Here is a 19,120-nt window from a genome sequence, read left to right as displayed (position 1 = left end):
CGCGTTTCCCGGCACCTTGCCCGGGGCTATGATCGAGCCATGACTGCCATCCGTTCCCTTCTGTTCGTGTGCCTGGCCGCATTCGCGGTCATGGCGGCGCGTGCGGAAGCGGACCAGTCGCCGCGCGCGACCGCTGCGATGGAATCGGAGCCAGCCCCCGCGGCGACGTCACCGGGGCCGGCACGATCACGCTACGACCGCGAAGCCTATCGACCTTCCGAACCCGTCATCGTCCGCCCGGCGACGCCGGCGCGTTACGATGCCCGCGCACAGCGTGTCGAGGCCCTGCGCAACCGGTATCCGATGCCGCGTGAAGTCAGTCGGGACATGCACCAGGCCATCGAGCAGGCGCAACGCACGCATGGCGGCAAGGTGCTGTCGGCCGACCGCCTGCGCAACGAAGGCCGCGACGTCTACCGCGTCAAGCTGCTCACACCGGGCGGTCGCGTGCGCGTGGTGCAATTGACCCCCATCGAGCCCACGGCCGCGCCCGAATCGCGCGAACAACAAGGAGAACAGTGAATGCGGATCCTGCTGGTCGAAGATGAAGCGCCCCTGCGCGAAACCCTGGCCGCCCGTCTCAAGCGCGAAGGTTATGCGGTCGACACCGCCTGCGATGGCGAGGAAGCGATGTTCCTCGGCAAGGAAGTGCCCTTCGACGTCGCCATCATCGACCTCGGCTTGCCGCGGATGACCGGCCTGGAGCTGATCCAGAAGCTGCGCGGCCTCGGCCAGAAATATCCGATCCTGATCCTGACCGCACGCTCGAGTTGGCAGGACAAGGTCGAGGGCCTGAAGACTGGCGCCGACGATTATCTGGTCAAGCCCTTCCACGTCGAGGAATTGCTGGCACGCATCAACGCCCTGATGCGTCGCGCGACCGGCTGGAGCAAGCCGCAGCTCGAATGCGGCCCGGTCGTGCTCGACACCACGGCCCAGACGGTGACGGTGGCCGGCAGCGGCGTCGAACTGACGACCTATGAATACAAGGTGCTCGAATACCTGATGCTGCATGCCGGCGAACTGGTGTCGAAGGCCGATCTGACCGAGCACATCTACCAGCAGGATTTCGACCGCGATTCGAACGTGCTGGAAGTGTTCATCGGTCGCCTGCGCCGCAAGCTCGATCCCGACAACAGCCTGAAGCCGATCGAAACCGTTCGCGGCCGCGGCTACCGTTTCGCGATTCCGCGCACGAACTGATCACGACCGATGCGTCGCGCCCTGTCCTTGCAGACGCGACTGCTGTGGGCGGCGAGCCTCGCGCTCGCCGCCTTCCTCGGCGTGACCGGCTACGCGCTGGAACAGGCGTTCACGAAAAGTGCCTTGCAGTCGACCCGCGAACGACTGCGCAGCTACGTGCTGTCCTACATCGCCGGCTCCGACATGAATGTGCGGGGCACGCTGATCTTGCCGGAAGTGCCGCCGGACCCCGAATTCGAACGCCCCCAGTCCGGTTTGTATGCCGGGGTCACCGGGCCGGACTACGACTGGCGATCGACCTCGACGCTGGGCCGGCAGATCCCGTTCGATATCCAGCTCGAACCCGGACGCACCCAGTTCGATGGCCCGATCGAGACCAATATCGGCGGCGTCTATCGCTATGCGCAAGGCGTGGCCTGGGAGATCGGTGGCGGCAAGGAGGTCAAGATGACCTTCTTCGTGGCGCAGTCGGAAACGGCGCTGAAGCGCCAGGTCAACGTCTTCCGGCGCACGCTGTTCTTCCACCTCGGCAGCGCCGCGGCGGTGCTGCTGCTGGTCCAGGTGTTGATGCTGCGCTGGAGCCTGCGTCCGCTGCGCCAGGTCGCCAATGATCTCGGCCGCGTTGAGCGCGGCGAACGCGACAGCCTGCCGGACCGTTACCCGCGCGAACTGTCGCCGCTGACGTCCAGCATCAATGACGTGATCAACAACGAACGCGAGCAACGCACGCGCTACCGCAATACGCTGGGCGATCTTGCGCACAGCTTGAAGACGCCGCTGGCGGTGATCCGCGGGCAGCTCGACGCGACCAGCGCCGGCGACGACACGCGCACGACCATCGCCGAGCAGGTGCAGCGCATGGATGATCTGGTGGCCTATCAGCTGGCCCGCGCCGCAGCCTCGGGCCATGCGACATTTTCGGCCCCGATCGAAATCGAGAAACATGCCGAGGCGATCGTCACCGGACTGGAGAAGGTCTACGCGGCGCGCGGGATCCTGTGCGAATTCGAGATCGATGCACAAGCCCGCTTCTACGGCGAAACCGGGGACCTGCTGGAGTTGCTCGGCAACCTGCTCGAAAATGCGTTCAAGTGGGCGAAGGGGCGCGTGGTCTTGCAGGTCGTGCGCCTGAACCCGGCCGGCACGCGCCGTCCCGGTCTCGACATCTGCGTCGACGACGACGGCCCCGGCATCCCCGATGACAAGGTCGAAACCCTGTTGAAGCGCGGCGTACGCGGCGACGAACGCGTCCAGGGCCATGGCATCGGCCTGTCGATCGTGCAGGACATCGTCAAGAGCTACCGCGGTCACCTTGCGGTCGAGCGCTCGCCGGAGCTCGGCGGCGCCCGCTTCCACGTCCGCTTCGAGGCGACGCGCTGATTCAGGTCGCTGCGCGACGCAACGGCTGCCACTTCAGGTAGGTCGCGGAACGCCATAGCCATTCCATCGGGCCGTAGTTGAAGTACGCGAGCCAGATCCGCGAGAAAATCGCCTGCGAGATGATCATCGCGGCCACCAGACCCATTTGCTGGAAGCGCGGCACATGCCCGAACCAGCCGGCGCCATAACCATAGAACAGGGTCGAGAACACCAGCGAATGGGTCAGGTAGTTGGTCAGCGCCATGCGGCCGAGCGGCGCCAGCCAACCCAGCATCCGCTTGAACAAGCGCTTGCGCAGCAGCAGCACAAAGCTCGCGACATAGGCCGCACAGAGCAGCACCTGGCCGCACCAGCCCAGCAGACCCGTCACCATGTCCGGCCCGCGCGCCTCGATCCAGGCCGGGTGATACAGCAGGATGCTCGAGGTCATTGCGAACGCCAGACCGAACGGCCAGCCGACCCAGGCCATGGTCCGGAACAACAGCAGATGCTGCTCCGGATTGCGCATTTTGCCGGTCTCGACCAGCCACCAGCCGAGCATGAAGATCGGCAACAGCAGGAACAGCGCGAAGAACGGCGCACCGCCCATGCCGTTCAGGGTCTCGCCGGCGCGGAACTTGGTCGCGACCCAATAGCTCTTGCTGGTCATCGCCTGCTGCTCCCAGAACTCGGCTTTGACCCTGTTCTCGCGTCGCGCGAACCAGTTTTCCGCGGGCAACTTGTCTTCGTCGTCCTTCTCGGCTTTCGCCTTGGCCTGCTTCTCGACCTTGTCGCCCTTCTCGGTCTTCTTGGCTTTGTCGGCCTTCTCGGCCTTGTCGTCCTCGCCATCGTCCAGGTCGCCGAAATCACCGGGCGCGATCTTGCGCGCCTCGACCATTGCCTCGGCTTCGCGTTTCGGCCAGGCCTTGGTCAGCTCGGCACGCTTGGCCTCGCTCTTGTCGAAGCGTTCCTGCATGTCGACCGGATCGCGGCGAACGCCTTCGACAATGCCGGCGGCCGACATCATCAGGATCGGGAACAGCGACATGCCGATGGCGATGCGCAGCAACCATTGCGGATTGCGCAGGAAACGCCAGCGGTCCTTGCCGCGCAGCCACAACGCGAACGCGACGACCGCCGCCAGCACGGCGTAGCCGATGAGCACATGGTTATCCATCGCGACGAGGGCATGCACGCTGCCGGCAATGGCGATGATCGAGACCGGCAGCTTCGCGCTGGCCACGCCGCCGCGCCGCAGCCAGACCACGGCAAGCAACAGGAAGGCGCCGATCGCATAGTCATGCAGGATGTCGCCGGTCCACAGGAACACGCTGTGCGCCAGACCGATCAACAGCAGCACGCCGGCACGCCGAGCGAACCAGGCGATGAACGGCCGTCCGGCTTCCTCGGCGCGCAGCAGCATCACCGCGAAGCCCATGCCGAACAGCAGCGAGAACAGCTTGTAGAACTTGCCTTCGACGAACACCTTGACCAGGAATCCGGCGGCATGGTCGAAGTCGCGCAACCCGAGGTCGGGCGCGGTGAGCACCGCGATCGAGCGGTTGAACCACTCGATGTTCATCATCAGGATGCCGATCAGCGCGAAGCCGCGCAGCACGTCCAGCACGTCGATGCGCTGCGATTCGGCGACTGGTGCCAGTTCCACTGCAGCGACAGGCACGGCCTGATCACTCGCGTCATCGGTCGCCGCGTTCAATTCTTGCGTCATGGTCCAGGTCCCCGGGGAAAGTCCGCCGTCTGCGCAGCGTGACGAGAGCCTAGCGGTGGACCGGGAAAATGCGCCGTGCCATGCGTCATGGCAAGCCCTGACAGCTGTCAGGCTCCGGCGACGAGCAGCTCGTGGCAGACATGGCCGGAGGCTCGGTACTTGCGTTCAAACGGCGTCAGCACCTCGACCTCGTCCGCCAATGCCCGAACCTCCGCAACTCGGCCGAGCAGGCGCGCCGCCTGCGCGAACTCGTCCGCGTAGAGGCGCCAGTTCGTCCGCAACACGATCCGGCGGGCGTTCGCGAGCAGCAGCGGGAACACCGGATGCCCGTGCCAGCGTCGCTGCAGGTGTTCGGGCTTCGGCCAGGGGTTCGGATACAACAGGTAGAGGACATCGATCGGCGTCTGCGCGGCGGCCAGCAATCGCAGCACGGTGGCGGCCTCGGCGCGCATCAGGGTTGCGCGACCGTGCATCGCGTAACCGGTCGGCGCCAGCCGCGCCAGACGATGCGCGGACTGGTCGACGCCCAATACGGTCGCCTCGACGTGGTGTTCGGCCAGCAACAGCGTGCTGTCGCCATGACCGCAACCGAGATCCACGACCAGCGGCCGGGCAACATCAACACCCTTGTGCCAACGCGCGAACTGCGACTCGGTCGGGGCGTGCAGAGGCGCCCGCCAGACGTGGTCGCGATGGCGCTGCACGACCTGTTCGAGGCGCGCGTGCGGCGCGTGCTGCCGGCTGACGATCTCGGGTGAATTGCCGTCCATCGCGCGATTTTGACTGCATTGGCCGCGGCGCGCGCTGCGGCTAAGCTGCGACACCTTTCGTCGCCCCGACTCGCATGAGCGCTACCCGCACCATCGATCTGCCCTCGCCCTACGTCCTGCGCCGCGGCGGCCAACTGGTCGGCGCGCGTCTGGCCTACGAAACCTGGGGCGAACTCGCCGCCGATCGCGGCAATGCCGTGCTGATCCTGACTGGCCTGTCCCCAGGCGCGCACGCCGCGTCCTGCGCCGCCGATCCGACCCCGGGCTGGTGGGAGGCCATGATCGGTCCCGGCAAGGCCATCGATACCTCGCGCCATTTCGTGATCTGCGTGAATTCGCTCGGCAGCTGCAAGGGCTCGACCGGTGCGGCGTCGATCGACCCCGCCACCGGCCTGCCCTATCGACTGAACTTCCCGGAGCTGACGCTCGAAGACATCGCCGCGTCGTCCAGGCACGTGCTCGACGCGCTCGGGGTCACGCACCTGCGTGCACTGATCGGCCCGTCGATGGGCGGCATGACCACGCTCGCGTTCGCGGTGATGTTCCCGGGGTTCGCATCGAACCTGGTGCTGATCTCGACCGCGCCGCACTCGCTGCCGTTCGCGACCGCGATCCGCTCGGTGCAGCGCGAAGCCATTCGCCGCGATCCGCTCTGGAAAGACGGCAACTACAGCGCCGATGCCTGGCCCGAGAACGGGTTCCGCATCGCCCGCAAACTCGGCATGGTCACGTATCGTTCGCCGCAGGAATGGCGCAGCCGTTTCGGTCGCAAGCGCATGAACGCGCCGGACCCGCGCCCGTTCGAACGCGAATTCGAGGTCGAGGCCTATCTCGACGCGCACGCCGACCGCTTCGTCGGCAGCTTCGATCCGAACAGCTATCTCTATCTGTCGCGGGCGATGGACTGGTTCGATCTCGCCGATCACGGCGGCGCCGTCGACATCGCACTCGCGGGCACGAAAGCCAAGCGCGCGCTGGTCATCGGCGTCACCACCGACATCCTGTTCCCGATCGAGCAGCAGCGCGAAATCGCCGAAGGCCTGCGCCACGCCGGCGCCATCGTCGAATATCACGCGCTGCCGAGCATCCAGGGCCATGACTCGTTCCTGGTCGACTTCGAACGCTTCGCCCCGCCGGTCGGCGACTTCCTCAACTCGCTCTGAAGCCACGACTTCCGCATCTCCGGCGCGCCCGCTATGATGCGCGCCCCTGCACGGCCGGTGTGGCGGAATTGGTAGACGCGGCGGACTCAAAATCCGTTTGTGGTGACACAGTGTGGGTTCGAGTCCCTCCACCGGCACCAGGTTCATCAAACCCGCGCGAGCGGGTTTTTTGTTGGCCGCCAGCGTAGAATCCCACGCATGAGCGAAATCGTTTTCCTGATCGAAGACGCACCCGAAGGTGGATTCACCGCCCGTGCACTGGGCCATTCCATCTTCACCGATGGCGACACGCTTGAGGCTTTGCGTAGCCATGTGCGCGATGCAGTTCGCTGTCATTTCGAATCGGACGAACGGCCGAGCGTCATTCGACTTCATTACGTGCGGGATGAAGTGCTGGCCGCATGAAGCTGCCGCGCAATCTCGATGCCGACGATTTGATCAAGGCGCTCTCTCGCATCGGCTACGTCGTCGTACGACAAACGGGAAGCCACGTCCGCTTGCACTGCAGCGGTCCCGTCCATGCCATCACGATACCAAACCATCGCCCGCTGAGGGTCGGCACCTTGGCGGCAATTCTCCAAGATGTCGAAATCGCGTTCGGAATGGAACGCGCGACCTTGGTCGCAACATTGTTCGATTGACGCGGAGACATCATGCCCCACCACGCCGAAGGCCCATTCGAAGTGAAGATGAACCCCTTGCCCTCGGATGGCGGCAGCGAGGCGGTGGCCCTGGGGCGGATGGCCTTGGACAAGCGCTATCGCGGCGATCTGGAGGCGACGAGTGTCGGGCAGATGCTGGCCTTGCACGGCGACGAGAAGGGCTCGGCCGGGTATGTCGCGATCGAGCGCATCACCGGCACGCTGCACGGGCGCGACGGCAGCTTTGCGGCCCAGCATTTCGGCCTGATGGACCGCGGCGAGAAAGTCCTGCGCATCGACCTCGTTCCCGATTCCGGCCGCGGCGAACTGGTCGGCATCCGCGGCCACATGGACATCCGGATCGAATCCGGCGGCGCACACTTCTACACGCTGGACTACACGCTGCCCGCGGACACCTGATCGATACGGGCTCAACCGCCTGCACCCGGCGCGCCGATCGCTTTCTGCACGTCCACCTGCGCCTTCGCAAGCGCGCCCTGCGCATCGAGGCGCTGCCGCTCGGCCAGCAGGACGCCACGCTGCACCTCGATTCGTGCCATCAAGTCGATACTGCCATTGCGATGCTGACGCTCGGCCAGCGCATCGGCCGTTCTCGCCCGGATCAGATGCCGATCAGTGCTCTCGACCACATTGGCCGCATGGACCAGCACCGACAGTGCGGCTTCGACATCGAGCAGGACCTGGCGACGCTGCGCTTCATCGCGCCAGGTCGCCTCGCGCTGCAGCGCATCCAGACGTGCGCTGCGCGCCTGCCCGCGATCGAACCAAGGCCATGCGATCTTCAGCTCCGCGCCGGCCATCGTCATGGCGTTGGCATCGCGTTCGATGCGGACGCCGAGTTCGGGCTCGATCGCACGCAGCGTGCCGGTCTCGAGCGCGCGCTCGCTTGCCACGGCGTCGATCGCTGCAGCACTCGCCCGCAACTCGGGGCGAGCGGCCAGCGCACGCGCCTGCCAGTCGGCCAGGGCGGCCTCGGGCAGTAGCGGCTGTTCGACGTCGTCCGGCAGGCGCAACGCCTGCCGCGAATCGAGTCCCATCCGCATGGCCAGGGTCGACTGCGCCATCACCGCGTCGATCCCGGCCTCGTGCAGCATGTGCTCGCGCTCGTCGCGCAGCGCCTGCCATCGCAGCAGCTCGGCCTGCGACGACAACCCCCGTTGCGTCCAGCGCGTCTGCACGTCCAGCGCCTGGCTGTCCAGCGCCAGTTCGGATCGCAACAGCCGCACGCGCACGGCCGCGGCGACGGCCTCGTGGAAAGCGATCTGTGCCTGCCAGCCGATGTCGAGCAGGCGCATCACGACCTCGGCCTGCTCGCGACGCGCATTGGCGTCGGCGAGCGCGACGCGACGCGAGCGCGTCAGCAGGTCGAACAGGCTTTGCATCCAGCCCGCCTCGATCGCGAGACGCCCGCCGCCTTCCGGCTTCAAGGCCATCAACGACAGCATCGGATTGCGCAACAGGCCGGCTTGCACGCGTTCGGCCTCGACCGCATCGAGACGCGCCATCTCCGCGCGCACAGCGGGATTCCTGGCAAGCGCGACTTGCAACGCGCGCGCCGCGGTCAAGGGTTCGTCGAGACTCGCGGCGGCGTCCGTAGTCGTGCCGATGGTCCGCGTCGACTCATCCGGAGGTGCCGGGGTGCGCACCGGCACGCAGCCGACCAGTCCGAACAGCAGTGCACCCGCCATTGATCGCATCGTGTTCATGCTGCACCTCGCTGCATCCGCCACAACCAGAGTCGCTTGTAGATCGCCGGCAGCACCAGCATCGACAGCAGCGGCGCGCTGAGCATGCCGCCGAGCATCGGTGCGGCGATACGACTCATGGTCGCGGCACCGGCACCGTCGGCCAGCAGGATCGGCAGCAGGCCGGCAAGGATGGTCACCACCGTCATCGCCTTCGGCCGCACGCGCCGCAATGCGCCCTCGCGCAAGGCCGCATCGAGCGCAGCCTCGTCGCGCAGGTGGCCGTCCTGCTGTGCCTGCCGCACCGAACTGTCGAGCGTGATCAGCATGACGACGCCGAACTCGGCCGCGACACCGGCAAGCGCGATGAATCCGACCGCAACCGCCACCGAATACGCGTAGCCCATCGCCCACAACAGCCACAGGCCGCCGACCAGCGCAAACGGCACCGTCAGCATGATCAGGGCAGCTTCGCCGAACCGGCGAAACACCGCGTACAGCAATGCGAACACGATCAACAAGGTCATGGGCACGGCGACGCGCAGGCGGTCCCCGGCACGCTGCAACGACTCGTAGCTGCCGACCCAATGCCATTGCGCCGCCGCCGGCAGATCGGTGGACTGCGCCAGGGCCTGCTCCGCGCGCGCCACGTAGGCGGCGAGGTCGCTGTCGTCGAGTTCGACGAACACGTAGGTCGAGAGCTGCGCATCCTCGCTGCGGATCATCGGCGGTGCGGCGACGATGCGGATGTCCGCCAGTTGCCCGAACGGCAGCTGTGCACCGGACGGCGTCACGATCGGAATCTCGCGCAGGGCTTCCGGGGAATCGCGCCACTCCGGCGCCAGGCGCAGACTGACCGGATAGCGCTCGCGGCCCGCGACGGCACGGGTCTGCGCCTCGCCCCCGACTGCGGCGGCGAGCCACTCCTGCGTCTCCTGCATGCTGAACCCGTACTGCGCCAGCCGCGCACGGTCCGGCACGATCCGGATCTCGCGCGCATCGGCGGCGCGTTCGGCAAAGGCAGAGCGCGTCCCCGCAACACCGCCGAGCACCGCCGCGATCCGCTCGGACGCCTGCGCCAGCGACGCCAGGTCGGGCGCGCTGACGCGCAGGCCCAGGGGTGTGCGGACGCCACTGACCTGCATGTTGATGCGGTTCAGGATCGGCGGCACGAAGGCCTGCGTGATTCCCGGCAATTGCAGCTTCTCCTGCAGTTCCGCGCGCAGCTTCTCGGCGCTCATGCCCGGGCGCCATTCGCTTTCCGGCTTGAACTGGATCAGGGTCTCGATCATCGTCAGCGGCGCCGGATCGGTCGCCGATTCGGCGCGCCCGGCCTTGCCGAACACGCGCGCGACTTCCGGCACCGACTTGATGATGCGGTCGGTGCGCCCGAGCAAGGCCTGCGCCTGCGACGGCGACAATCCCGGCAAGGTGGTCGGCATGTAGAGCAGGTCGCCCTCCTCCAGTTCCGGCATGAATTCCGAGCCGATGCGCGACAGCGGCCAGGCGGCACTGGCCAGTCCCAGCACGGCGGCAGCGACGACCACGAACGGACGGCGCAAGGCGAATCCGAGCAAGGGCCGGTAGACGACATGAAGGACACGTACGAGGCCATGCGTCGATTCATCACGGAAGCGGCCACGCACCCAGGTCGCGATCAGCACCGGCACGACACTGATCGCCAGCAGTGCGGCCACGGTCAATGCCCAGGTCTTGGTCCAGGCCAGTGGCGCGAACATGCGCCCTTCCTGCGCTTCCAGCATGAACACCGGCAGGAACGACAGCGCCGTGATCAGCAGCGAGAAGAACAACGCCGGACCGACCTCGACCGCGCTCGCCGCGATGATCCGCGCATGGTCGGCGCCACCGGCTTCGACGCAGTGTTCGCCGGCATGGCGTTCAAGGTGCGCATGCGCGTTCTCGATCATCACCACCGCGGCATCGACCATGGCGCCGATCGCGATGGCGATGCCGCCGAGCGACATGATGTTCGCATTCAAGCCTTGCCAGCGCATGATCGCCAACGCGACCAGCACCCCGAGCGGCAGGCTGATGATCGCCACCATCGCCGAACGGAAGTGCCACAGGAACAACACGCAGACCAGGGACACCAGCAGCAGCTCTTCGACCAGCTTGCCGCCGAGATTGTGCACGGCGCGGTCGATCAGGGCCGAACGGTCGTAGACGGTGACCACCTCGACCCCCTCCGGCAGCCGCTCGCGCACTTGCGCGATGCGCGCCTTGACCGCGTCGATCACCGCCTTCGCGTTCTCGCCGTAGCGCATCACCACGATGCCGCCCACCGCCTCGCCCTCGCCATCGAGTTCGGCGATGCCGTTGCGCGACCCCGGGCCGAACCTCAGCTCGGCGACATCGCGCAGCAGCACCGCCTTGCCGTCCTTCAGCACGCCCGTCGGCACCGCACCGAGATCATCCAGCGAACGGAGGTAGCCGATGCCGCGCACGACGTACTCGGCCTCCGCCATCTCGATGCGGGCACCGCCGCTCTCCTGATTCGCCGCGCGCACCGCCATCAACAGCTGGTTGAAGCCGATCCCGTAGGCCTGCAGGCGCCGCGGATCGACCACCGCTTCGTACTGGCGCACGAAACCGCCGACCGCAGCGACCTCGGCCACGCCCGGCACGCGCTGCAACTCGAAGCGCAGGAACCAGTCCTGCAACGAGCGCAGTTCGGCGAGATCGTGGCGACCGCTGCGATCGACCAGTGCGTACTGATAGACCCAGCCGACCCCGGTCGCATCCGGACCGAGTACCGGATCGACCCCGGCCGGCAGTTCGCCGCGCACTTGCGACAGTGCTTCGAGCACGCGCGAACGTGCCCAGTACAGGTCGGTGCCGTCCTCGAACAGCACGTAGACGAAGGAGTCGCCGTACATCGAGAAGCCACGCACCGCCTTCGCCTTCGGCAGCGCCAGCATGCGGGTCGTGATCGGATAGGTGATCTGGTCCTCGACCAGTTGCGGCGCCTGGCCCATGGCCGGCGTACGGATGATCACCTGGACGTCGCTGAGATCGGGAATCGCATCGAGCGCCAGCCCGCGCACCGACAGCAGGCTCGCGATCGTCAGCAGCACGGTCGCAACCAGCACCAGCGCCCGATGCGCCAGCGACCAGCGGATGATGCGCTCAATCATGACGATGCTCCGCGGTCTTGCTGCGGACCTCGAGGTTCGGCAACACGTTGCGCAACTGCGCCTCGCTGTCGATCAGGAACTGTCCGGAGACGACGATGCGATCGTGTTCGGCGAGGCCGGACACGATCTCGATGTCGTCGCCATCGCGCTGGCCGATGCCGACCTCGACCGGAAGGAATCCGCCGTCGCTGCCCTCGCGCAAGACACGCGCGCCTTCTTCGTCGCGAATCACCGCGGACATCGGCACCATCAGCACCTGCGTGCGCGGTGCACCGCGCAGGTCGGCGTCGAGCACGCTGCCGATCGCCAGGGCATCGGCAGCGTCGATGCGAAAGCGCAGACCGAGCGTCTGGCTCAGCGGGTCGAGCAGGTTCAGCCATTGCGGATCGCTGCCCCGCCAAAGCGCACCGGGCACGCCCGGTTGCGTGAATTGCGCCTCGATGCGCGCGCCGAGCAGCGCGCGCTGCGCCGGGAACAGCTGGGCTTCGACGCGCAAGCCACCCCGCGCCGCGATGCTGGCCAGCACGTCGGACATGCCGATGCGGCTGCCTTCGCGCATGTCGATCGCGGTGACGATGCCGCTGACCGGTGCACGCAGGGGCAAGGTCCGGGATGACACGCCGGCCTTGCGAATCGCATCGATGTCGCGTTCGGCGATGCCGTATCGACGCAAACGCTCGGCCGCGGCGGCCACGGACTCGCCGCCGAGCAACATCTCTTCCTGCGCCTGCACCAGTTCCGGCGCATAGACATCGGCGATCACCGCACCCGCCTGCACGGGCGTCCCGGGCGCGGACACGTGCAGCCGCTCGATGAAGCCGTCGACACGCGACTGCAGGCGCAGTTCGCCGCCGGCTTCGGACACGACACGTGCCGGCACCTTCACCCGCGGCTGTAGGTCACGGCGCAGCACATGCGCGATGCGAATGCCGAGCGTCTGCCGCACCAGCGACGACACCGCCACCGCTGTCGCGGCCGGCACGTCGGTCGAGGCGTTGTCCAGCGCCACAACGGGCGCCTTGAGGACCAGGGTCATGCCGCAGATCGGACACGTGCCGGGCGCGGGCGACGTGATGTGCGGATGCATCGGACAGACGTAGATCGCGGACGCTGCAGCCGCGACGACGACGGCGTCGGAGCGAATCGGGGTGACGGCTGGGGATTGCGGCACGTCGCGCCCGCAAGACAGCAAGACACTGGCGGTGATGACGACGGTGACCAGTACCGCGGGCCGCAGATGCAGCCGGGACTTCGTGGACATGGCGATTCCTCGCGAACGCGAACACGCGCGGACGCCACGGGGCGCCGCGTACGGATCAGTCGCTCAAGCAGGAATCGGCGGGGGCAGCGGCGGGATGCGCGCGGGCAAGGGGGCGTGGACTTCGCCACGGTTGAGGCGAAGTTCGGGCGAGGCGAGCGCTGCGAACTGCATCGGAACGGACAGCGTGGCCAGCATCAGGCCAACACAGGTACAGGCGCCGTCGCAGCAGCGCAGCGCGCTGCCTTCCTCGTCGCAACACGGCATTGTCGGCGCGGCAGCAGCCGGTTTCGCCTGCCGATGGCAGGGTGGTGTCGCCGCGTGTGCAGGCATTGCCGTGGTCGCATGCGCGATTCCTGCGTCCGCTCGTGTCATCGGCAAGGCGAAGGCCAGCGATTGCGCAATCAGCAGCATCGCCATGGCGGCGAGCATCAAGCAGCGGCGCAGGGTCGAGGATCGGCTCATGACGGTGCAGAGTCTAGCGCCTGCAGGAAGTTCCCCGAGCTGACTTGCGTCAATGCGAGCGCAGGCCGGGCTGCGCACACTGCACGCCATGAACGCGATCACCGATCTCCTTCCGGTCTCGCCGCGATTGCTCGCCGCGGCCCCGCATCGCCTGCTGTTCTTCGTCGGTGCGACCAATGTGCTGGCAGCGATGTTGTGGTGGGCGCTGTGGTTGCATCAGGCGCGCTTCGGCGGCATCGGCCTCGGGCAACCCCCGGTCTTCGCCGGCTGGGCGCATGCCTTCGTCATGCAGTACCAGGTGCTGCCGCCCTTCATCTTCGGCTTCTTGCTGACCGTGTTTCCGCGCTGGATGGGACAGCCCGACCTGACCCCCTGGCACTACCTGCCGGTCGGTCTCGGTCTGTTCAGTGGCCAGCTCCTGTTTCTGATCGGTCTGTTCGGCCATCCGCATCTCGCCCATCTGGGCGTGATCAACACGCTCGCCGGCTGGATCGCGGGCTGCGTGTTCCTGTTCGGACCCTTGCGTCGGGATCGACTCAAGACCTGGCACTCGGTCAGTGCCTACGCGGCCTTGCTGCTCGGCCTGGCCGGCCTGGTGCTGTTCGCGATCCATCTGCATACCGGTGATCCGGCGCTGGCGATCGCGATGGTCAAGCTCGGCACGTTCGGGCTGCTGTTGCCGATCTACGTGACCGTCGCGCATCGGATGTTCCCGTTCTTCGCCGGTGTCGTGGTGCGTGGCTACGCCGGCTGGCGGTCGCTCGGCTGGCTGCTGGCATTCTGGGTCGGCACGCTGACCCATCTCGCGCTGGAGTTGATGCAGGCCAATGCCTGGCTGTGGCTTGCGGACTTGCCGCTGGCGACGCTGGCCACATACTGGCTGTGGCGCAACTGGCCGCGTGGGGGCATGCCGCCCTTGCTGCGCGTGTTGTTCATCGGCTTCGCCTGGTTGCCGGCCGCGATGCTGCTGTATGCCGGCCAAAGCCTGACCCTGTTGCTGACCGATGCCGCCGTGCTCGGCCGTGCTCCGGCGCATGCGCTGTATGTCGGCTACTTCGGCAGTCTGCTGGTCGCGATGGTGACGCGGGTGACACAAGGCCATTCCGGACGACCGCTGCAACTCGGGACGGTCGCGGCGATCGCGTTCGTGCTCATCCAGTGCGTGGCGGTGCTGCGCATCGTCGCCGAACTGGTGCCGGACCGGATGTTGTGGCAGGCCATCGCCGCCTGCGCCTGGCTGCTCGCCTTTCTGCCCTGGGTGCTGCGTTCCGTCTTCATCTACACCACGCCGCGCGCCGACGCGAAACCGGGCTGAGGCCATGCACGACGACATCGTTCCGGCACTCGATGCCTGCTTCCTCGGACCCTATGGCGAGAACGATGCCCTGCTCGAGAAACTCGTCGTCGAGTTCCTGCGTGACCATGTCTACTGGCGCCGCAACTTCCACCCCGAAGATCCGCCGGCGATTTCGACCCATGCCGCGACTCGCCCCGACTATCAGGCGTTCGAAGCCCGGCTGCGGCGCGAACTGCATCAACTCTCGGCGGCACTGAAGAAATCCGTCCCTTTCCACAGCCCGCGCTATCTCGGGCACATGGTCTCGGACCTGCTGATCCCCGGTCTGGCGGCGCAGATCCTGACCCTGCCCTACAACCCGAACAATGTCAGCGAAGACGCCGCGCCGGTCACCGTCGACCTGGAAGTCCAGGTCGGATTGCAGCTCGCGAAGATGCTCGGCTACGTGCACGACCCGGCGCGGCCAGACTGCGCCTTCGGGCATCTGACTTCTGGCGGCACACTGGCGAACTACCAGGCCCTGCGCCTCGCGCTGGCACTGAAGTCGTTCCCGGTCGCGCTGCGCGCCGCGAACGTGCCCGACATCGACCTGCCCGACGACGACATCACGGCGTTCAACCTCGGCCCGACCCAGGGCATCGACCTGCTCGATCGCTGGCAGGACTGGCTGGCCGCCCAGGCGACCGGCGAACGTCAGCGCTGGCAGCAACGCGTGCAGCAGCATCGACTTGAGCACCTCGGCATCTCGGCGTTCTTTGCCCGACACGATGCGCTGCGCGTACCCAAGGTACTGGCGCCGATCACCGCGCACTATTCCTGGAGCAAGGGCATGAAGCTGCTCGGCCTCGGTCGTGCGCAGCTGGCGCTGTTGCCGCAACGTGACATGCGTGTCGATCTGGATGCGCTGGATGCCGAACTGCAGCGTTGTCGCGATGCGCAGCAGCCGGTACTGATGGCGGTCGGGGTCTTCGGAACCACCGAATACGGCACGGTCGATGCGATCGATGGTCTCGTCGCCGCGCGCGACCGCTTCGCCGCCAACGGGCTCGGCTTCAGTGTCCATGTCGACGCGGCCTGGGGCGGCTATCTGGCGACGATGTTCCGCAACGAAGACGGCAGCCTGCGCCCGCGCGCAGCGGTCAACGCGGGATTCGACGCGTTTCCGTCGCCCGCCGTGCATGCCGCGGTAGCGGCCATCGGCCGGACCGATTCGGTCACCGTCGATCCGCACAAGCTCGGCTACCTGCCTTATGGCGCGGGCGCCTTCATCTGCCGCGACCATCGTGCAATGGCGCTGTTGTCGGAGGAAGCCGACTACGTGTTCCACGGCATCACGCCTCAGGACTACCTCACCCGCTACCGCAGCCTCGGCCAGTACATCCCGGAAGGATCGAAGTCCGGCGCAATGGCGGCCGCCGTCTACGTCACGCACAAGGTGTTGCCGCTCGACCATCGCCATTTCGGGCAGTTGCCGCGCCAGACCATCCTCAACACCGAAGCCTTCCATGGACGCGCATTGCGCTTCGCCCAGGAGATCGCCGGCGACGCGCAGGTGCTGGTGCCGTTCGCGCCGGACAGCAACCTGGTGTGCCTGGCGCTGAATCCGCGCGGCAATCGTGACCTCGCGCGCATGAACGCGTTCGTGCGCGATCTGCACGACGAACTGCGCTGCGACCCGACGCATCCGCTGCAGCTCAAGGAGTTCTTCGGATCAATGACGACGCTGCGCCCGGAGGTCCTCGGGCTGTCCGAGACCACGCGCATCCTGCAGGCGCTCGGCATTGATGCGGCATCGCTGGGCGCCGGCGAGGACCGCGACCGTCTGGTGATCTTGCGCCACACGCTGATGAACCCGTACCTGATCGACCGCGAGAACGGGATCAGCTACATCGACCGCTATTTCGAATTTCTGACCCGACGCGTGCGCGAACGCGTCGCCGCGATGGCATGAGCCACCACCACGACTTGCGCGGCTTTCTGGCGCAACTCGAAGCGCGCGGGCAACTGCAGCGCGTGCACGACACCGTCGATCCGCATCTCGAAACCACGGCCCTGTGCCTGCATGCGCTGAAGCAGCAGGGTCCGGCCTTGCTGATCGAGCATCCGACGGGTTCGCCGCATGCCTTTCTCGGCAACCTGTTCGGGCATCGCAGCCGCATCGAGGCCGCCTTGGCGGGGCGCCCGCTATCGTCGTTGCGCGAACTTGGCGAATTGCTGGCCGCGATCAAGGAACCGCGCTGGCCATCGAGTCTGAAAGATGCGCTGGCGCTGTGGCCGGAGCTGGCGCAACTGGCGCACGTCGCGCCGCGCACGCAACGCGATGCGGCCTTCAACGAGATCGTGCTGGAAGGCACGGATATCGACCTGGCGAAACTGCCCATCCAGCATTGCTGGCCGGACGACGCCGGCAAGCTGATCACGCTCGGCCTCGTCATCACCCGCGGCACCCGCCAACGCCGCCAGAACATCGCGATCTATCGGCAACAGGTCATCGGCGCGAACCGCGTGATCATGCGCTGGTTGCCGCATCGTGGCGGTGCGCTCGATTTCGCCGACTGGCGGCACCAGCATCCGGACCAGCCCTTTCCGGTTCTGGTCGCGATCGGGGCTGATCCGGCGACCACGCTGGCCGCAGTCGCGCCGGTGCCGGACACGATCTCCGAATACGAATTCGCCGGCCTGCTGCGCGGCGAACGCACGCGCGTCTGGCACAGCGAATGCACCGGACTCGATGCGCCGGCCGGCTGCGAGATCCTGCTCGAAGGCTTCATCCATCCGAATGACAACGCGCCCGAAGGCCCGTTCGGCGACCACACCGGCTACTACAACGCGCGCGCCGAGTTTCCGGTGCTGACGATTGAACGCCTGCGCCTGCGTCGCGACGCGATCTACCAAGGCAGCTACATGGGCCGCGCCCCACACGACGAACCGTCGGTGCTGGCGATGGCCTTGAACGACGTGTTCGTGCCGATCCTGCGCAAGGTGTTCGCGGAGATCCACGACTTCTACCTGCCGCCGGAAGCCTGTTCGTACCGGATCGCGGTGGTCAGCATCCGCAAGCAGTACCCCGGGCATGCGCGCCGGATCATGATGGGCATCTGGTCCTACCTGCGCCAGTTCACTTACACCAAGTTCGTCATCGTGACCGACGAGGACATCGACGTGCGCGACTGGTCCCAGGTGATCTGGGCAGTGTCGACCCGGGTCGATCCGGCGCGTGATGCGATGCTGGTCGAGAACACGCCGATCGACTACCTCGATTTCGCCAGCCCGGTCGCGGGACTCGGCTCGAAGCTCGGGATCGATGCGACACGCAAGTGGCCGGGCGAGACCGCTCGCGAGTGGAGCCGTACGATCGTGCCGGATGTTATCGTCGGCCGACGCATGCAAGCACTGTGGGAGCGAATGATGCAGGAGCCCGTCTGATGTCCGTAGATTTGCGCACCACGGCCGAACACATCGCCCGCCAGGCCTACGCGCCGTATTCCGGCTATCACGTCGGCGCGGCCTTGCGCTCGGCCAGCGGGCACACCTATGTCGGCTGCAATGTCGAAAACGCCTCGTTTTCGGTCGGCAGCTGTGCCGAACGCGCCGCCATCTCGACTGCGGTCGCGGCCGAAGGCTCCGCGTTCCGGCTGGCGGCCATCGCCGTGGTCGCGCTCAATGCGCTCGGCGAATCGCTGCCGGTGACCCCGTGCGGCGCCTGCCGGCAGGCGCTGGTTGAATTCGGCGATGATGCCGAGGTCGGATTCAACGGACCGGGCGGCGTCTGGCAGACCGTATGTGCCGGCGAGCTCCTGCCTTACCGCTTCGTCCTGCCGGACACCGGACCGCGCTGATCACTCCGCCAGCGGCTGCCAGGTCGGATCGTCGAAGAACTTCGGATAATCGGCCAGCGCCGCGCGCAGCGTCGCGACCGGCGCCGCGTCGTCGGGCTTGTCCTTCAGCGATGCCGAGCCCGCGAGCAAGGCGCCGATGATGCCGTGCAGCGCAGCATCGGCCTTCGGATCGAGCTTGCAGTTCGCGATCAGGTATTGCACTTGCGCGTCGATCTCGGCGGCCAAGGTCACGACCTGCTTCTTGTCGAGATGTCCCATCTCGTGATGCCCGAGGCTTTCCACGGCTGCACGAATCTTGCCCATGCCGGCCCGCAGCGGCGCATCGACCGCCCAGCGTTTGGCCGGCACCGACGGCGCATCGGCCGCCGCGGGATGATGGTGCGCCTGCGCGTGCGCCGCGTGCTGGTCCTGCGCGGACGCGTAAGGTGCAGCAATGAACAGAACGACGGCCCAGAGAACTTGCAACGACTTCATCACGCACCTCGATTCGATGGCTGTGGCCTAGCGTGGGGCCGGTACGCGCCGGCAACAAGTC

General features: G+C 66.8%; 18 protein-coding genes and 1 tRNA gene. 12 read left to right on the top strand and 7 right to left on the bottom strand.

Annotated elements, in window-relative coordinates; translation table 11 throughout:
• The first annotated feature begins 39 nt into the window (after positions 1–39).
• Genes IPP28_09595 through IPP28_09585 form a run of 3 tightly spaced genes read left to right on the top strand, consistent with a single transcriptional unit; the run spans position 40 to position 2,583 of the window.
• Complete coding sequence (locus IPP28_09595) at positions 40–522, top strand: PepSY domain-containing protein (protein MBL0041271.1); 483 nt, start codon at positions 40–42, stop codon at positions 520–522.
• On the top strand, positions 523–1,203 hold the full coding sequence (locus IPP28_09590) for a response regulator transcription factor (protein MBL0041270.1): 681 nt from the start codon (positions 523–525) through the stop codon (positions 1,201–1,203).
• Positions 1,204–1,212: 9 nt separating this feature from the next.
• Positions 1,213–2,583, top strand: coding sequence for a two-component sensor histidine kinase (locus tag IPP28_09585; GenBank protein MBL0041269.1), 1,371 nt, complete (start codon positions 1,213–1,215; stop codon positions 2,581–2,583).
• Between the two features lies 1 nt (position 2,584).
• Here IPP28_09585 and IPP28_09580 read toward each other — a convergent pair whose 3' ends face one another.
• Both IPP28_09580 and IPP28_09575 read right to left on the bottom strand, forming a co-directional pair.
• Positions 2,585–4,291, bottom strand: coding sequence for a DUF418 domain-containing protein (locus tag IPP28_09580; protein MBL0041268.1), 1,707 nt, complete (start codon positions 4,289–4,291; stop codon positions 2,585–2,587).
• Positions 4,292–4,398: 107 nt separating this feature from the next.
• Complete coding sequence (locus IPP28_09575; protein ID MBL0041267.1) at positions 4,399–5,061, bottom strand: SAM-dependent methyltransferase; 663 nt, start codon at positions 5,059–5,061, stop codon at positions 4,399–4,401.
• 74 nt (positions 5,062–5,135) lie between these two features.
• On the opposite strand from IPP28_09575, the gene IPP28_09570 reads away from it, so the two are divergent.
• From IPP28_09570 to IPP28_09550, 5 genes are all read left to right on the top strand, one after another.
• On the top strand, positions 5,136–6,224 hold the full coding sequence (locus IPP28_09570; GenBank protein MBL0041266.1) for a homoserine O-acetyltransferase: 1,089 nt from the start codon (positions 5,136–5,138) through the stop codon (positions 6,222–6,224).
• Between the two features lie 53 nt (positions 6,225–6,277).
• Positions 6,278–6,364, top strand: a tRNA-Leu gene (locus IPP28_09565).
• A 58-nt stretch (positions 6,365–6,422) separates the two neighbouring features.
• Positions 6,423–6,629 carry a 2-oxoisovalerate dehydrogenase gene (locus tag IPP28_09560; GenBank protein ID MBL0041265.1) on the top strand — a complete coding sequence of 69 codons (207 nt, stop codon included), beginning with the start codon at positions 6,423–6,425 and terminating at the stop codon, positions 6,627–6,629.
• A complete protein-coding gene (locus tag IPP28_09555) occupies positions 6,626–6,865 on the top strand; it encodes a type II toxin-antitoxin system HicA family toxin (GenBank protein MBL0041264.1) in 240 nt (79 codons plus the stop codon). The genes IPP28_09560 and IPP28_09555 overlap by 4 nt, the downstream gene beginning before the upstream one ends.
• 12 nt (positions 6,866–6,877) lie before the next feature.
• A complete protein-coding gene (locus IPP28_09550) occupies positions 6,878–7,285 on the top strand; it encodes a DUF3224 domain-containing protein (protein MBL0041263.1) in 408 nt (135 codons plus the stop codon).
• Between the two features lie 11 nt (positions 7,286–7,296).
• Here the strand turns inward: IPP28_09550 and IPP28_09545 are convergent, their stop codons facing one another.
• The 4 genes from IPP28_09545 to IPP28_09530 form a co-directional block, all read right to left on the bottom strand.
• Positions 7,297–8,592 (bottom strand): TolC family protein, encoded by a 1,296-nt coding sequence (locus tag IPP28_09545; protein ID MBL0041262.1) that lies wholly within the window; start codon positions 8,590–8,592, stop codon positions 7,297–7,299.
• The gene (locus tag IPP28_09540; protein MBL0041261.1) at positions 8,589–11,726 is read right to left on the bottom strand and encodes an efflux RND transporter permease subunit; all 3,138 of its coding nucleotides are present in this window, start codon (positions 11,724–11,726) and stop codon (positions 8,589–8,591) included. The genes IPP28_09545 and IPP28_09540 overlap by 4 nt, the downstream gene beginning before the upstream one ends.
• Entirely contained in the window at positions 11,719–12,987 is a 1,269-nt protein-coding gene (locus IPP28_09535) for an efflux RND transporter periplasmic adaptor subunit (protein ID MBL0041260.1), read from the bottom strand. Before IPP28_09535 ends, IPP28_09540 begins: the two co-directional genes overlap by 8 nt.
• A gap of 63 nt (positions 12,988–13,050) precedes the next feature.
• Positions 13,051–13,449: a hypothetical protein gene (locus IPP28_09530; GenBank protein ID MBL0041259.1), complete on the bottom strand. Its 399-nt coding sequence runs from the start codon at positions 13,447–13,449 to the stop codon at positions 13,051–13,053.
• 88 nt (positions 13,450–13,537) lie between these two features.
• Here IPP28_09530 and IPP28_09525 point away from each other — a divergent pair, with 88 nt between their 5' ends.
• Genes IPP28_09525 through IPP28_09510 form a run of 4 tightly spaced genes read left to right on the top strand, consistent with a single transcriptional unit; the run spans position 13,538 to position 18,585 of the window.
• Entirely contained in the window at positions 13,538–14,764 is a 1,227-nt protein-coding gene (locus IPP28_09525; GenBank protein MBL0041258.1) for an NnrS family protein, read from the top strand.
• 4 nt (positions 14,765–14,768) lie between these two features.
• On the top strand, positions 14,769–16,697 hold the full coding sequence (locus tag IPP28_09520) for a pyridoxal-dependent decarboxylase (protein ID MBL0041257.1): 1,929 nt from the start codon (positions 14,769–14,771) through the stop codon (positions 16,695–16,697).
• Complete coding sequence (locus IPP28_09515; protein ID MBL0041256.1) at positions 16,694–18,172, top strand: UbiD family decarboxylase; 1,479 nt, start codon at positions 16,694–16,696, stop codon at positions 18,170–18,172. The genes IPP28_09520 and IPP28_09515 overlap by 4 nt, the downstream gene beginning before the upstream one ends.
• The gene (locus IPP28_09510; protein MBL0041255.1) at positions 18,172–18,585 is read left to right on the top strand and encodes a cytidine deaminase; all 414 of its coding nucleotides are present in this window, start codon (positions 18,172–18,174) and stop codon (positions 18,583–18,585) included. The genes IPP28_09515 and IPP28_09510 overlap by 1 nt, the downstream gene beginning before the upstream one ends.
• On the opposite strand, the gene IPP28_09505 is transcribed toward IPP28_09510, so the two are convergent.
• A complete protein-coding gene (locus IPP28_09505; protein MBL0041254.1) occupies positions 18,586–19,059 on the bottom strand; it encodes a DnrO protein in 474 nt (157 codons plus the stop codon).
• Between the last annotated feature and the right edge of the window lie 61 nt (positions 19,060–19,120).

Source organism: Lysobacterales bacterium, assembly GCA_016721845.1.
GTDB lineage: Bacteria > Pseudomonadota > Gammaproteobacteria > Xanthomonadales > Ahniellaceae > JADKHK01.
Note: the sequence above shows the minus strand (reverse complement) of the source record. Positions and strands in the feature narration are given on the sequence as shown.

What these genes read in the sequence shown, in the direction of transcription:
- IPP28_09595 (MBL0041271.1), top strand. Translation starts at nt 40, where the DNA reads ATGACTGCCATCCGTTCCCTTCTGTTCGTGTGCCTGGCCGCATTCGCG.
- IPP28_09590 (MBL0041270.1), top strand. Translation starts at nt 523, where the DNA reads ATGCGGATCCTGCTGGTCGAAGATGAAGCGCCCCTGCGCGAAACCCTG.
- IPP28_09585 (MBL0041269.1), top strand. Translation starts at nt 1,213, where the DNA reads ATGCGTCGCGCCCTGTCCTTGCAGACGCGACTGCTGTGGGCGGCGAGC.
- IPP28_09580 (MBL0041268.1), bottom strand. Translation starts at nt 4,291, where the DNA reads ATGACGCAAGAATTGAACGCGGCGACCGATGACGCGAGTGATCAGGCC.
- IPP28_09575 (MBL0041267.1), bottom strand. Translation starts at nt 5,061, where the DNA reads ATGGACGGCAATTCACCCGAGATCGTCAGCCGGCAGCACGCGCCGCAC.
- IPP28_09570 (MBL0041266.1), top strand. Translation starts at nt 5,136, where the DNA reads ATGAGCGCTACCCGCACCATCGATCTGCCCTCGCCCTACGTCCTGCGC.
- IPP28_09560 (MBL0041265.1), top strand. Translation starts at nt 6,423, where the DNA reads ATGAGCGAAATCGTTTTCCTGATCGAAGACGCACCCGAAGGTGGATTC.
- IPP28_09555 (MBL0041264.1), top strand. Translation starts at nt 6,626, where the DNA reads ATGAAGCTGCCGCGCAATCTCGATGCCGACGATTTGATCAAGGCGCTC.
- IPP28_09550 (MBL0041263.1), top strand. Translation starts at nt 6,878, where the DNA reads ATGCCCCACCACGCCGAAGGCCCATTCGAAGTGAAGATGAACCCCTTG.
- IPP28_09545 (MBL0041262.1), bottom strand. Translation starts at nt 8,592, where the DNA reads ATGAACACGATGCGATCAATGGCGGGTGCACTGCTGTTCGGACTGGTC.
- IPP28_09540 (MBL0041261.1), bottom strand. Translation starts at nt 11,726, where the DNA reads ATGATTGAGCGCATCATCCGCTGGTCGCTGGCGCATCGGGCGCTGGTG.
- IPP28_09535 (MBL0041260.1), bottom strand. Translation starts at nt 12,987, where the DNA reads ATGTCCACGAAGTCCCGGCTGCATCTGCGGCCCGCGGTACTGGTCACC.
- IPP28_09530 (MBL0041259.1), bottom strand. Translation starts at nt 13,449, where the DNA reads ATGAGCCGATCCTCGACCCTGCGCCGCTGCTTGATGCTCGCCGCCATG.
- IPP28_09525 (MBL0041258.1), top strand. Translation starts at nt 13,538, where the DNA reads ATGAACGCGATCACCGATCTCCTTCCGGTCTCGCCGCGATTGCTCGCC.
- IPP28_09520 (MBL0041257.1), top strand. Translation starts at nt 14,769, where the DNA reads ATGCACGACGACATCGTTCCGGCACTCGATGCCTGCTTCCTCGGACCC.
- IPP28_09515 (MBL0041256.1), top strand. Translation starts at nt 16,694, where the DNA reads ATGAGCCACCACCACGACTTGCGCGGCTTTCTGGCGCAACTCGAAGCG.
- IPP28_09510 (MBL0041255.1), top strand. Translation starts at nt 18,172, where the DNA reads ATGTCCGTAGATTTGCGCACCACGGCCGAACACATCGCCCGCCAGGCC.
- IPP28_09505 (MBL0041254.1), bottom strand. Translation starts at nt 19,059, where the DNA reads ATGAAGTCGTTGCAAGTTCTCTGGGCCGTCGTTCTGTTCATTGCTGCA.